11 protein-coding genes are annotated in these 15,588 nt (G+C 41.2%); all 11 read left to right on the forward strand.

Features of this window, described 5'->3' with window-relative positions; all coding sequences use genetic code 11:
• Positions 1-224 precede the first annotated feature (224 nt).
• On the forward strand, positions 225-1,490 hold the full coding sequence (sfsA, locus tag HMPREF0873_RS04260) for a DNA/RNA nuclease SfsA (RefSeq protein ID WP_008714575.1): 1,266 nt from the start codon (positions 225-227) through the stop codon (positions 1,488-1,490).
• Positions 1,491-1,712: 222 nt separating this feature from the next.
• Positions 1,713-2,519: a hypothetical protein gene (locus HMPREF0873_RS04265; RefSeq protein ID WP_008714577.1), complete on the forward strand. Its 807-nt coding sequence runs from the start codon at positions 1,713-1,715 to the stop codon at positions 2,517-2,519.
• A gap of 153 nt (positions 2,520-2,672) precedes the next feature.
• Complete coding sequence (gene gyrA / locus HMPREF0873_RS04270; protein ID WP_038125615.1) at positions 2,673-5,141, forward strand: DNA gyrase subunit A; 2,469 nt, start codon at positions 2,673-2,675, stop codon at positions 5,139-5,141.
• A 79-nt stretch (positions 5,142-5,220) separates the two neighbouring features.
• Positions 5,221-5,592, forward strand: coding sequence for a hypothetical protein (locus HMPREF0873_RS04275; RefSeq protein WP_038125617.1), 372 nt, complete (start codon positions 5,221-5,223; stop codon positions 5,590-5,592).
• A 402-nt stretch (positions 5,593-5,994) separates the two neighbouring features.
• Positions 5,995-7,038, forward strand: a complete 1,044-nt coding sequence (locus tag HMPREF0873_RS04280; protein WP_038125619.1) for a Fic family protein — start codon at positions 5,995-5,997, stop codon at positions 7,036-7,038.
• A gap of 168 nt (positions 7,039-7,206) precedes the next feature.
• A complete protein-coding gene (locus HMPREF0873_RS04285; protein ID WP_004694437.1) occupies positions 7,207-7,581 on the forward strand; it encodes a hypothetical protein in 375 nt (124 codons plus the stop codon).
• 436 nt (positions 7,582-8,017) lie between these two features.
• The gene (locus HMPREF0873_RS04290) at positions 8,018-9,448 is read left to right on the forward strand and encodes a [FeFe] hydrogenase, group A (protein ID WP_038125620.1); all 1,431 of its coding nucleotides are present in this window, start codon (positions 8,018-8,020) and stop codon (positions 9,446-9,448) included.
• Positions 9,449-9,938: 490 nt separating this feature from the next.
• The gene (locus HMPREF0873_RS04295; protein ID WP_008714589.1) at positions 9,939-11,087 is read left to right on the forward strand and encodes a glycoside hydrolase family 3 N-terminal domain-containing protein; all 1,149 of its coding nucleotides are present in this window, start codon (positions 9,939-9,941) and stop codon (positions 11,085-11,087) included.
• A gap of 471 nt (positions 11,088-11,558) precedes the next feature.
• Positions 11,559-12,623, forward strand: a complete 1,065-nt coding sequence (locus tag HMPREF0873_RS04300) for an ATP-binding protein (protein ID WP_008714592.1) — start codon at positions 11,559-11,561, stop codon at positions 12,621-12,623.
• A 293-nt stretch (positions 12,624-12,916) separates the two neighbouring features.
• A complete protein-coding gene (locus HMPREF0873_RS04305; protein ID WP_038125622.1) occupies positions 12,917-13,783 on the forward strand; it encodes a sigma-70 family RNA polymerase sigma factor in 867 nt (288 codons plus the stop codon).
• 319 nt (positions 13,784-14,102) lie between these two features.
• Entirely contained in the window at positions 14,103-14,711 is a 609-nt protein-coding gene (locus tag HMPREF0873_RS04310; protein WP_038125624.1) for a hypothetical protein, read from the forward strand.
• Positions 14,712-15,588 lie beyond the last annotated feature (877 nt).

Below are 15,588 nucleotides of genomic sequence, written 5' to 3' on the forward strand. Positions count from 1 at the left end.
CCCGGCGTAATGATCAGTATGGGTATTTAGAATACTGACCCGACGCTCTTAGTATAAACCATTTTAACAAACAATAATGTAACCCAAGCTACAAAAATAGAACTTTTTAATATTAATTATTGATTGTTACTAACTATAATTATATACGATACTGTTTATAGATGAAACCCAAGGGTAACATATCGTATAATAGACACATAGAATGTTTTGATGTAGGAGAAACGATGAAAGTCCTTTACGATACTATTTTAAAAGCAACATATATAGGTCGCCCGAATCGTTTTGTGGTGACTTTAGATTTGAATGGTGAAAGCATACTCGCTCATTTGCCAAATCCTGGTCGCATGTGGGAGCTTTTGTTTACGGGGGTAACGATGTACATCGTCCCTCACGATAAGCCGGATGCGAAGACGAAATACCGTGTGGTAGGTATAGAACGTGATGGCGTTGTTATCATGCTCGATACAAACTACAGCAACGATGTGGCGCAACATTTAATCGAAAATAAACTGATCCCTGGTTGGGAGGAGTGGCGCGTAGTGAGACGGGAGTATACGGTTAAACTACACGGCACATCATCTCGCTTTGACTTGCTCCTCACCAATGATAAGGGCGATGAGTTCTTACTAGAGGTTAAGTCCTGTACTTTGTTCTCCAAAACGGGTGCCATGTTTCCTGATGCTATTACAGAACGGGGTCGCAAGCATTTATTGCATCTGAAAGAATTGCAAAATGAAGGCTACCACACAGGCGTTCTATTCCTCGTACAATGGGACCAAGCGCAGTGGTTCTTGCCAGATTATCATACGGATTTGGAATTTGCCAAAACCTTTAAAGAGGTGGCACCTTCGTTAGATTGGAAAGCCGTTGCTGTGGCGTGGGATGAGACTTTCACCATGCCTACGGTGACACATGAATGTTCCTATCCTAGTAGCATTCTCGATACAGAGGCTCATGATAGTGGTGTGTATGTGATGGTCATGCACCTCGATCACGATCTAGATCTCGAAATCGGTTCTAAAGGGATAATGCATTTCAAATCTGGTTATTATATGTACGTTGGTTCTGCGAAGGCAAATTTAACAAAACGCATTGAACGTCATAAACGAAAACGGAAGAAAATGCACTGGCATTTAGATTACTTCCGAGGTCACTGCGAAATGATAGCAGGCTTGCCGATTCGTACTAGTGGGCGACCGCAGGCTATGACAATTTCCGCTCAGGAACGGCGTAAAGGTAAATTCTCTGATGATGACTCGGCTGCTCGTGAAAGTGCAGATGTAGATTTAACTAAAATTGACGTAGAATGTGCTCTCGCTGATGCGGTGCGAGCTATTGCGGAATGGAATGTACCGAACTTTGGGTGCAGCGACTGTGGGTGCAACAGTCATCTATTCGGAATGAGCGAAAACCCGATACATAATAAAAAATTTATGAACGTAATAGAAAATTACAGGATGAATATGCTAGATGAACTAGTTAATAGGTAATTATTATTGATGGGGCCCGAGAACTATATACGTAATTAATTAAAAAGTGCTATTACCTATCTCTTCGCTCCATAGTGACCTAAGTCGCTCATCAATAGGTAATAGCACTTTTTAAAACACTAGCTATAGAGGTGTCCCATCAATAATAATATAGTCCTATCCATAGTTATCCCAGCATATTCATTCTATAGTTTCTACATAGAGAGAGGGGAGGTTTTGTGTATGAGGTTGTTTGTTAAGTTTGTGTTGTTAGGTATCGTTGGTGTTTGTAGTGTAGTGTTGAGTGGTTGTTCTTTCATTTGGACGACGGAGAATGGTGATCCTGCTACACCAGAGGATATCAAGTCTAGCGTGGAGAAGGAGTTCTCGGTTGTGCATCCGAATCTTGTTCTTCAGTCATCTGTTGTGGAGAAGGAGAAACCATTCCAGCGAAATGTGTATGTGTTTTATGATGAAAGTAATGGTATTTCCTTTACTACAAACTCTGTAATCAAGAGGCCAACATTGCCGGCCCCTGGTGGCGAGCGAAAAAATGATGCGGATTTTGCGTATTCACAAGCGTATTTAGTTCATTTGAATGGTTCGTTAGTGGAACGTGCTAAGCAGTATGGCATACGGATGGCGACGCACGAGGAAGCCTTGGAGCTAGCTGAGTCTAAAGCGACACGTGTAGCAGGTACTAATAAGATATCTCTATTCACATATGATGAGATTATCTTTGTAGACGAATCTGTAAAGGGTGGAGATATTCTAACCTTTATGAAATCTATATATAGCCTGTATAAACCGCAAGACAACCCAGCGTTATTGCACCCTCGTTCTGATAGAAGCGTAGGCTTTTATTATCTACCAAAAGGAGAAGCGGACAAAACAAAAGCTAAGTATTTGATCGCCTTTCGATTTATGGCAAAAAATGATTGGAAAGAAACCATGCTAACAGGTATTGGTAGTACTGGTAACGACACTTCGGCTGTAGAACGAGACTTTGCTAGCATTTTAGATGATATGATACAACATGCGGTGCATTAACTTTGAGAGCTATGGTAATATACATTGAAAAATGATAGCTCGATATAACCGATATTTAGTATGTAAATAGACATAAAAGATAGCGTTAACACCTTAAAAATGCTATAATTATATGATGAATTAGTATCAGTGTTAGTAAAATGAGGTGAGATTGTGGCAGACCAACAATGGTCCCACGGGAATATTCATCCCGTTCAGATTGATAAAGAAATGAAGAACGCCTATATCGATTATGCGATGTCCGTAATCGTAATGCGTGCTCTTCCAGATGTGCGCGATGGCTTGAAACCAGTACATCGTCGTATTTTGTACGCGATGCACGAAACAGGCATGACGCCAAATAAACCGTACAAGAAATCCGCTCGTATCGTCGGTGACGTACTTGGTAAGTATCATCCACATGGTGATATTTCTGTTTACGACGCTACGGTTCGTTTAGCGCAAGATTTCAATACGCGCTACCTCTTGGTAGACGGCCACGGTAACTTTGGTTCCATCGACGGCGATAGTGCCGCTGCGATGCGTTATACCGAAGTACGTATGGCGAAAATTACGCAAGAAATGCTCGCTGATATCGACAAGGAAACTGTTGATTTCATGCCGAACTATGATGAAAGCTTGCAAGAACCAACTGTATTGCCAGCGAAGATTCCTAATCTTCTCATCAATGGTTCCAGCGGTATCGCCGTAGGGATGGCGACAAATATTCCACCACATAACCTCAACGAGGTATGTAATGGCCTAGCGATGCTCATCGACAATCCGGATGTGACTGTAGATGAATTGATGACCGCTATTAAAGGTCCAGACTTCCCAACTGGAGCGCTCATTTTGGGCCGAGAAGGCATCAAAAAAGCGTATTCTACAGGTCGTGGTAGCGTTAAAATGCGTGCTCGTGCGACCATCGAAGAGATGTCTAAGGGAAAGCATAAAATCGTAGTGACTGAGATTCCGTACCAAGTTAATAAGGCTCGCGTTATCGAAACAATTGCGAACTTGAGCCGTGATAAGGTTATTGATGGCATTACAGCACTTCGCGATGAATCTGACCGCCAAGGTATGCGCATCGTTATCGAATTACGGGCTGACGTGCAACCAGACATCGTACTTAACAAATTATATAAACACACTCAACTTCAAGAAACATTCGGCGTGATTATGCTCGCTCTCGTAGATGGACATCCTCGCGTATTGAATTTGAAAGAAGTATTGGGTTACTACTTAGATCATCGTCTAGATGTTATCGTACGCCGCACTCAATTCGAGCTTAACAAAGCCGAAGCGCGTGCTCATATCTTGGAAGGCTTGTTGATTGCCCTCGACCACATCGATGAAGTAATCGCTACAATCCGCAGTTCCCAAACTGACGAAATTGCACGCAATGCATTAATGCAAAAATTCGGGCTTTCAGAAAAACAAGCGGTTGCCATCCTCGACATGCGTTTACGCCGTTTAACAGGCTTGGAACGCGAGAAAATCGAAGAGGAATACAAGGAATTGTTGGCATTGATCGAAGATTTGAAAGCTATCTTGGCTAACGAAGCGCGTCAACGACAAATTATCAAAGACGAACTCGATGATATGAAGAAAAAATACGGCGACCCTCGTCGTTCTGAAATCACCATCGATACGTCCGACCTTGATGTAGAAGACCTCATTGCTGACGAAGAAATGGTTATTACCTTGACTAAACAAGGTTACATCAAACGCATGAACGCGAACGTATATCGCAACCAACATAAAGGCGGCGCTGGCGTTATCGGTATGAAGACGAAGGAAGATGATTATGTAACGCAAATTATGCATGTGCGGACCCATAATACATTGTTATTCTTCACATCTACAGGCCGTGCATATCGCCTCAAGGCATACGAAGTGCCGGAAGCAGGTTCCCGCAACTCTCGCGGTACCGCTATGGTTAACGTATTGCCACTCGCGGTAGGCGAATCCGTTACGACTATGATCGACCTTGAACGTGTCCATGAAGATGTAAATTTATTTATGGTCACTGAATTTGGCGTTGTAAAACGTACGGCTATTGAAGAATACCGTAATATCCGTCGTTCTGGCCTTAATGCGATTAATCTCGACGAAGGCGATCGTTTGATTTCCGTTAACGTGACGACTGGCAATCAAGACATCTTGATTGGTACTAAGTTGGGTATCGCTATTCGCTTTAGCGAGCATGATGTTCGCCTTATGAAACGGGCGGCTCACGGTGTGCGTGGCATTAAATTGAATGCAGGCGACGTAGTTGTAGGCGCTGGTGTTCTTAATACTGATGAAAGCGAAGCACAAGTGTTTACTATCTCTGAAGAAGGTTTTGGTAAACGCAATGATGCGGAAGCTTATACATTGCAAAAACGCGGTGGTAAAGGCTCTAAGAACTTCAAGATTACGAACAAAACCGGCGATGTAGTGGCCGTAGAGGTTGTTCATAATGATGATGAAGTTATGCTTATTTCTGAGCAAGGCAAAATCATCCGCTTCAACATGAACGATATCGCTGTGAAGAAGGGCAAAGCTATTTCTGGTGTGAAAACACAAAATCTCGACGAAGGCGATAAGGTAGCTAGTATTGCTGTTATTCCAGGCGCTGAAATCGAAGAAGAAGTAGAATAATATAAAACACTATATTAACTATTGAGTAATCATGGGCGACCATCTTAGATGGTCGCCTCTAGTGTTGGGGAGTTTAAAAATGAAAAAATGGCTAGCTGCTATGTTTGCAGCAGGAGTTTTCTTTGTAGGTGGCTTTGGTCAAGCTAGTGCTGCTGATTGGTACTATATCGATGCTGATGCTGACGATGCGGCATGGTTTATTGACAACTCTTCTGTATATAAAACAGATGATGCGGCTACAGTACTTGTTAAAATTAACAATGTAGAAGGCTTTACATATATCTACACAGTACGGATCGATCGCAAAGAAAAAACATGGACAGAACTTGATACAACAGTATATAGCAATGCTGGTATAGCATTGCTATCCAGTAAAGAAACACAAAAACCTACGAAAATTGAACCGGACACCATGGGGGCGGAAGTTATGCAGGCCCTATGGGGTAAATAATCCTTCTGTGAAGGGATGCCAATTCTAGACTGTGTGTTTAGATAGTAGACCCAACACTGCTATGAAAGCCTCCAAAGCGAGCTAAGTCGTTTTCATAGCAGTGTTGGGTCTTTTCTTTACTAAATTACCTTAGCATTAGTATTGGCATCCCTTAACTGCGAATATTCTTTTATCCCATAGGGCTCTGCATACCACCCTCTAGAGAAAAGTGAGCTAAGTCGTTTTCAGAATAGTTCGGGGCTTTCTATATTATTAGTACTCTTACAGGGCGAATATCAGTTTTCAAATTCGTTGGATCACACACGGTAGAGAAGTAGAGAGTTATTTATTCCCTTATTTTATGGTATAATTTAAGGGAATAGTTTTATTTGTAAGGGATTAGAGCGGAATGGAGGTGTGTGTATGCGTCGTTTTGAGTATGGCCAGATTCAATCTTTGTCGTGGAAGATGGATATTTTGAGTCTTATTGCGGGGATTTATCGGGCAAATGGTAAGGAGGAGGTTTTGCTTTCACAGAGTCCTGCCATATTAGACTCGCTTGTGGAGTTGGCAAAGGTACAGAGTACAGAGGCTTCAAATGCGATTGAAGGGATTGTGACGACGAGTACACGTCTCCGGCAGTTAGTGGCTGACAAGACGATACCGCGAAATCGGGATGAGCAGGAAATCATGGGATATCGTGATGCATTAAATGTTATCCATGAGAGTTATGATTCCATATCGTTGTCGCGGAACCATATTTTGCAGTTGCACAAGATTTTGTATAATTACCAGTTTAATGCTCGTGGTGGGCAGTTAAAGAGCGTACAGAATTATATTAGTGCTACATATCCGGATGGGCATACCGAGGGTTTATTTACTCCGTTGGCTCCTTATGAAACAACTGAGGCTTTAGATCAGATTTGTGCGGAATATAATCGGGTTGTAGGTAATGGTGAGGTGGAACCACTTCTAGTGATTCCTATATTTATTCATGACTTTTTATGTATTCACCCGTTTAATGATGGAAATGGTCGTATGAGTCGATTGTTGACGACGTTATTGCTGTATCGCAGTGGTTTTATGGTCGGTAAATATGTGTCCTTGGAGGCTAAAATTGCAGCAAATAAGGACATGTATTATGCGGCTTTACGCGAGTCTAGTGATGCGTGGTATGGTGAAAGCTCCTGCCCTACGGCTTTTATTCGGTATTGGTTACAAATGTTATTGGCCGCTTATCATGACTTTGAGGACCGTAGTGCTTTGCTAATAAATAGCGGTTCTGCGATGAATCAGGTGCAAGCTGCCATCGATAGGCATTTAGGGGCTTTCACAAAGCAAGATATTAGAGAATGGTGTCCAAATATCAGCGATAGTGCTATTGAAGGAGCTATACGTTCTCTGGTGAAGGCTGGCCGTATTCAGCGTAAAGGTGGCGGCCGTTCGACCTATTATGTGAAGCTTTAAGTCATGGGCTCAATAGTTAGATACGATAGCCTAATCATTACGTTAATTGTTACGTTAATAATTAATCTCTATACCTAATTATTGAGTATGTTTGTCTTTCATAAAATATTTAGTTTTTCCTTATATACTAATTTGTATATTTTTGTATTTTCTTTGAGAGGTATTAATATGAAAAAAACATTGGCAGCTGTTTTGGCAGCAGGTGCATTATTAATCGGCGGTATTGGTAGTGTTGATGCGGCTAATTGGTATACAGTAGGCACTGATAGTAATGGTGTTACTTGGTCTATCGACAATGATTCCGTTAAAAAAGATGATAAAAAAGCGGTAATGGACATTAAAGCTATGGACTACGAAGGTTACCACTACATCGTGACTGAAGAGTTCAATCATAAAAAACGGGAAGTTAAGGATCTTAAGGTGACTCTTTATAACCCACAAGGTTATGTTGTGAAAGAGGAACAAGTTAATAAAAATAGCCGTAAAGTTGAGCCAGGTACGCCTGCGTACGCTGTATTCCAACTTATTTGGGGCGGTAAATAATTGAATCCTATAGACAGTACACTGTTGATTAGTACAGGCTTGTCTAGATTGAATGATTTTGTGAAAGCTTCACTTGCGCACGTTCTTTAGAAGAACGTGCGTTTTTATGTACAATATAATTTTGTTTTAGTTCTTATAGTATTAACAATTAAGCCATTAGTTTTTATAGTGCTAATAAGTAAGTCACTTATTAAGGCACGTTAGTTAACGCCCTTAAGATAGATGAATTATTCATTATTCTATGTTAAAATGTGATTTACATTACACTTTTTTGGAGATTTTGTGCAAAAGTGTAACAATTCTACATAGTATAAACTTTCACCATAGCGTATACTATAGGTAAGATGCAGAAGTATGGCTTGGGCGCAGTGCTCCGTAGTTTGGCATATTTTGCCCCAATAGGTTTGGTAGTTATAGTTTGTTAGAGGAGGTCCTCATGTCTCAATACGAATTTATCGATAAACGCGTGCCGATTGCACTCGACAATCCATCCATTTATCACGACATTTCCAAGTGTAAAAACTGTACGTTATGCCGTCGCGCTTGTGCGGATGTAATGAGCGTACTTGATTACTACGACCTTGATGCAAACGGCGATGTGCCTGTATGTATCCATTGCGGTCAATGTGCGGCAGCATGCCCATTCGACTCCATGCATGCTAAATCCGAGCTTGAAAAGGTAAAAGCAGCCCTTGCTGATCCTGAGAAAATCGTCGTAATCCAAACAGCTCCAGCAGTTCGTGTATCCATCGGTGAAGGCTTTGGCTATGAACCAGGTACATTCTTGGAAGGCAAAATGGTTGGTGCCTTGCGTAAACTTGGTGCAGACTATGTAGTAGATACTAACTTTGGTGCGGACTTAACCATTATGGAGGAAGCATCCGAGCTTGTGGAACGCCTTAAAAACGGTGGTCAAATTCCTCAGTTTACAAGCTGTTGCCCAGCGTGGGTACGCTTTGCGGAAATCTATTTCCCTGAATTGATTCCTAACTTGTCTTCCACACGTTCTTGTATCGCTATGGAAGCGGCTATGATTAAAACGTACTTTGCAGAGAAAAAAGGCATCGATCCTCGTAAGATCGTATCCGTATCTGTAAACCCTTGTACGGCTAAAAAAGCAGAAACGAAACGGGAAGAAGAAAATGCAGCGGCTCGTTACCACAATGATGAATCTCTTGGCATGGACACAGATATTTCCATCACAACTCGTGAATTCATCCGTTGGATTCAAGAGGAACATATTGACTTCAACACAGTAGAAGAATCTCAATTTGACGACTTAATCGGCATGGAAACTGGCGCATCCATCATCTTCGGTAACACAGGTGGTGTTATGGAAGCTGCGATGCGTACGGCTTACAAACTCATCACTGATAAAGAGCCACCTCCATATGCGTTGACTCACCTCGAGGACGTTCGCGGTATGGAAGGCGTAAAAGAGGCAACTGTTCAATTGGGTGATGACGTAACATTGTCCGTTGCTGTTGTTCATGGCGGTAAAAATACACGTGACTTCTTGAATGCATTGAAAGATAGCGGTAAACACTACGACTTCATCGAAGTTATGGCATGCCCAGGTGGCTGTATTGGTGGCGGTGGCCAACCGCGCACTAAATTGCCGCAAGCAGTTAAAACTAAGGAAGCCCGTATCGGCGGTCTTTATGAAGCTGACGAAAACTACAAATGGGTTGCGTCCTATGAAAATGAAGAAATCCAAACATTGTACAAAGATTTCTTGGGCGAACCATTGGGCCATAAGGCACACGAACTTTTACATACACACTACACAGATCGCAGCGCGGTTCTTGGTACTCGTAAAGACGTAACACCTGAAACATGTCCAACATCCCCTAAATTCAAAGGCTAATGATAGCCGATTGCTTAAATATGGTAAAAGTTGGTGTTGACGATGTGGCCAGTAAATAAAGAAAAATTTAAAGGTTAATAATAGTCGATTACTCAAACAGCAGGCTGTTATAAAGAAATTAAATGCTTATACACTCATAGTAGCGTTAGCTATTTAGGGTACAACAACATAAAATAGAAAATCCTACGGGTCATGAGTGACTTGATACTCACGTAGCCTTTTGTTACAGTGCGGTCACTTTTTAAACGATTCGTAGGATTTTTTTATATAATTATTCAAAATTCACATATTTTTACTGTATAACTTTATTATAATAATTCAGTATAAAAAAATTATTTTATTATGAGGAAAAGATGAATCATTTAGTGTATAATATAAAAATATACTGTACGGATCAAGAGGGGACTTATGGGTGTTGCATTGGGAGAGCAACATAGAAAGCCCATAATATTCATAATATTGCGTAAGCATTAAGGAGCTTTTAGGAGAGATGAACCAGTTTTTTCGGCGGGTCCTGAGTGGCCTCGCCTTACTAGTTGCTGTCGTTGGTACAACTGGATGCCAACATGAGAGTCAGGCAGAACAAGAAACGGTACGAACCGTATCGTACCGTGCCGTCCTGGAGTCCAACAAACCCGTGTCTGAAAAGGTGGACACTTGGATTGCGGCTATGTCCCAAGAGGATAAGGTGGGGCAGCTGATGATGATCAGCCTTCATGGTAGTACGATAGGACAATCCCAAAAGGATGTGATCCGAAAATACCGTGTCAGTGGCGTTATGCTAACGAATGAAAATCTTATTAATAAGAACCAAGTGAAAACTTTCACCAGTGATATTATGCAAACAGCGATAACCTCTAGCATGGTGACACCTTATATTGCGGTGCATCGTGATCGCATATTGCATGGGAATGAAAGTTTCTTGCGGTTGCCGAAGCCCAATCGATGGGGGCAATTGCCTATGGATCGTATCATTAACTTGGCCACGCGATCTGCTATTGAAATGCGGGATATGGGCTTTAACTTGGTTATTGGACCTAATGCTAACCTTGGTGTACCGAATATGTCCTATACATCGGACCCCACGTGGGCAGGTCACATAAACCTTGCCATGGTGGAGCGTTACCAAATTAATCATATGTGGTCCGCTTATAACTACTTTCCGGCAGTGACCTTAGGGGATGCGTCCTTTGGCTCAGCTAATGAGGCGAAAGCGTATCTCAGCAATAATGATGTAGCCGTCTTTAAACGGCTCATTGCGCAGACGACGGCGAATAGCTATATGCTTGTGATGAGTCACATCCAGATTCCTGCTATCGATAACGAACACTTGGCGAGTTCCTCTAAGCCGATTATAGACGGTTGGCTTCGCAAGGAGCTCGGTTATAAGGGTATCGTTATGACGGATCGTATCGATGTGGGTGCGTTGCAATCTAACCAAAAGATAGGCGATTACGCTGTGGCCTCTATTTTGGCAGGCAGTGATCTTATTCTTGTTGATGCGGATACGATTCATATCGATGAAGTCCATCGTGCGCTGACGCAAGCGGTGGCGGATGGAACGATTACGACCGAGCGCCTCAATGAATCGGTTAAGCGCATCTTATTGATGAAAATGCAAACGCAAATTGATCCATAAGATATTTAGGAATATCAGATTTTGTAATCAGGAATTTACGAATTAGATATTTACAAGTTAGATATTTACCATTAATAGACTTAGTATAAGAAAATTCAGTAATAATTTAATATGCTTAATATGCAAATGACGTGCTATACCTTTTGGTTAGCACGTCATTTTTAAACTATATAGATTAAATTATATAGATTAAACTATATAAATTAAAATCTATAATTTAATATGTATATCTTATAATGTATAAGTTATATAACCATGCCTTATAGGATATGTTGATATCAAACGTATCTGGGAATAAAGTAATCATAAGGCCTTTTATGATGGTAAGGCAATACGTATCGCATAAAAGCTCTGATTTGATGCGTAAAAAAATTAACATAATAAAAAGCTATGTTAACTATATGAAAAAAAGTTTAATAATGATTTAAAATTATGATATAATAATTTCCGTAAATAGTTGGAGGTGAGTATATGAATTTTGTGGGACGTGCTGAAATTATAGAGCGTATCCAGTCCCGAATTGCAATGGGCCAAATGAGTTTATGTGTTGTATATGGTCCTCATCGCAGTGGTAAATCCTATGTGGCTTCGCAACTTGTGCGCCGTCATAAGGCGATATATTTGGCGGGGCGCATGGCTAATGAATCCGTCCATGTAGCTGATATAAATAGAGCTCTTGAGGCACGTTTTGTTCCTGTTAATGCTCAAGATACATTCGAGCCTGTAGAGAGTTTGCAGCAGGCTTTTGTGAGACTTTTTGAAAGCAGTGTGAAAACACCTCAGACTGTGGTGATTGACGATTATCCATCCTTGGTGGAAGCAGTTCCTCAGTTTCCCATTCACTTGCGCGATTTGTTAGATACCTACAAAGATACGAGCCGTTTGAATATCATATTGATGGCTAATGGTCTGGAACAGCTCGATGGCCGCATCATTGGCGATCGTAGCCTCATCGGGCCTTTCGTGTCCGAATATCTTGAAGTGAAACCATTTTCCTTAGTTGATATGAAATCCTTGGGCCTTCACTATGCAAAGGATGATTTGCGCACTGTTTTTGCCGTAACCGGTGGGTTACCTGCCTATGTGCAATACTTTGATAATGGTGAAAGCATCGATACGAATATTATTAATTTGTTCTTCTCAGTAACGGGAGCTCTCTTTGAAGAAACACAATATATCTTGCATCGAGATATGAAAAATATAACCGGAGCCAATGCTATTTTAACGGGCCTTGCTAGCTTGGAAAGACCGTATTACGTGGAGCTTTTACAAGAAAGCCAAATTAAAAGTGGTACCTTTACATCTCGTTTGAACGATCTCATGTCTATGGGACTCGTGGGTCGCATTCAAGCAAGTAACCGTGGGAACGCAAAGTACGCGGATTACCATTTTACGAACAGTATGTTCCATTTCTGGTATCGCTATGTATATAAATACTGGGGAGACATCGTGCGCGGCTATGGCGCTGATGTATATTATAATCATGTAAAACCGCAGCTAAAGGACTTTGTCCAAGCCGCGTGTATTGCGATTTAATCAGACAATTTCAGATTGAATACTACTACCTAAAGATGGAATACTATTACCCAATGATAGTATATATTTCCTCTAAAAAATGACACCACATTACATATGTGGTGTCATTTTTAGTAATTATATATTTTCAGTAATTATCCTTTGGATTACATACTTATGTTGTACTTTGGATAGAAATTAAGGTTCAAATATAACAGAATATAGGGAAATTCCAAGGAATTGCTGATTTGTCAAAACACTCTTTCCGCGGTATTGTGTACATAAGCGCTATGCCATGGCAGGAAAGGGGATTTATGTTATACACAAACGAAGAACCTTTAGTACAAAGAACATGTATTAAAACTGCAAACTTACAACATGACAACTATCAGTCAGAAACGTTAGAAACACAGGCATTACCATCTCATTCTTTACTATCGAAAGCTAATGAGTCTAAGGAAAGTATTCCAGAGGAATTGAAATTACAGACCCTCGTCTGTGGTCATCAAGTTTTATCGTCCTTGTCGGACAAGAGCCTCGTGTCCATCTGTCAAAAGCCGAATATGCGGATTCAGACGGTAGGCTATCAACCGTGGTCCGCTGATGAGCTTCGTCATGATGCGGCACAAATCGAGCTCTGTCGCAGGTATCGACCGCTCATCTTGCACTATACGAATCGCATGGGAAACCGCGAGTTCCGCGAGGACGTAGAGAACTATCTCTGGGCCATCCTCATAGAATCGATTTATAGCTTTGATTTGAACGGGGCTGTACCGTTCCCAGGCTTTGTGAAAGCTGGCATCATGTATGGTTATATGCGGTACTGGAAGCGTGAGCGATTGCGTTATCGCCGTGAAATACACATCCCAGATCGCACCACCGATGATGGAGAAGTCGCCTTTGGCATGGATATCTTCGCATCTGGCGAGAATGTAGCGGATATGGTGATGAGTGCCGATGAAGAGCATAGGCTGCGAGCACGCCTCGTATGGGCCTTAGGCAGACTATCTCCTGATCAACGAGACCTACTGCGCCGTGTCTATGGTGAGTGCCAAAGCTTGGTGTCGGTTAGTGAAGAACTGAACTGCAGTCGTCAAGCCATTCAACGGCGCCACGAACGAGCCATTCGGAAGCTGCGCAGGTATTTAAGTACGGACTTTACAGACGTGCGCGTACATTAGTTATTATAATTTAATTTCTTATTTATATCCTATATATTGCATATTTCTTTTAATCTCGATTAACAAATATACATAAAATATGCAATTCTCAATTTAAATGAGAAAATAATGACACATCAAGGTATATATAACTTTTACAAGATCATAAAGTCTTTAAATATACATAAATTTCTATAGTTTTGTATATATATTTACAAATTATACAGGCTGATATACAATTAAGTCAGCAGCAGATTAAAGCATGCTAATCTGCTTTCACAGAACACGTGTTCATTGTATTGTTGAAAGGAATGTTCCTGATCAGATTGGAGAGGATTCCATGGCAATAGATGATAAACTAACAGATTTGATGGCCACTCGGCTATCTAAGGGAGAAGATTTGGATTTGATCTATACGAATCCAAAGAATCACATTGTTTGTTTTATTCCTACCTATCAACCTAGTGGTGGGGACAGTACGAAGTGTTATTTTGTGGATGGACGGGAAGAAATGGTTCATTTGCCGATGCGCACGATCACGCGAGAGCTAGCGATGCAGGAAGGGCTGAGACCCAATTACATCATGACTAGCGATGGTCGACGTAGCAGCTATACCGCGCCTAAGACCTATGGTCCGCATCTAACCTTTGCTCATATTAAATGTCGCCGCCCTATCGGTAAGGACGTGGTGTACGGCCTCTTTAACGTGGCTATACCCTATGAATATATCGTTACGGAAGGTCCAGAACCCGATACGAGCTATATTCATGTGGCGGACTTTGCACCCATCTTGGTGTACCAATCTCCGCGTCATGTCAAACACAAACTGAATGAAGCGATGCTAGAACACTGCAACTATGTCCGAAAAATGCTAGCCCGCATCAAACTCAGCCAAAACCCTCAAGTCGTGGCCGAACTATTTATCGCCTGGAGAGACCTAACGAGATAACTCGTTGGACGGTGAAAGTAGAAGTAGGAGGGTGGAGAGAAATTTGGAAAAGGAGGATAGGCGTATAAGAAAAAGAAGAAACTGCGGGAGCAGATGAATTATTGAAAATAAGTTACATATGGCACCTCAATAGAGCTACCTTATAGAAGGTGGCTCTATTTTCATATGTTTTTCATTAATGCTAGTGATGTGCTATAATAGACCTAGATTTAATCTTTTGAAAATCGAATCTGCGCCGTTGTGATAGTGGCGCGGTTAAACAGCATTATTTTAGTTCGCTAAAGTACCTTTTGGGGAAGAATTACGATCTCCGCCGTTTTTGGCATTTTAAAACCAGTAAATATCTGTTGTTTCAAAGACAGGGTTAAATTAAATAATCCCCATTAGGGGACGGAAACTATAAAATAAGTTCCCAGTAAAAACCAGGTAAGTTGTAGCCATGTTAAATTAAATGATCTCCATTAGGGGACGGAAACGCTTGAATAGCTGAAACATTATTACGTTTCTTTTGGTTTTCTGGTTAAATTAAATAATCCCCTAATAGGGACGGAAACATTATATCTCATGCATCGACGTAGCTATCCACTATTACCGCATGTTAAATTAAATACTCTCTTGATGGGGACGGAAACGTACTCACTACCACTTTTAGTACTACCGATTAGGCTAGAATAGTTAAATTAAATAATCCCCATTAGGGGTCGGAGACTTATCAGATAAAGCGGATACATAGTTTACGATTGTTAAATTCAGTTAAATTAAATGATTCCCATTAGGGGACGGAAACTTCATTCTCACACCAGCAATATTTTGTTTCATCTTTGACTAGCAGTTAAATTAAATAATCCCCATTAGGGGACAGAGTAAAATTGCTATA

This window comes from Veillonella sp. 3_1_44, assembly GCF_000163715.1.
In the GTDB taxonomy this organism is placed as follows: domain Bacteria; phylum Bacillota; class Negativicutes; order Veillonellales; family Veillonellaceae; genus Veillonella; species Veillonella parvula_A.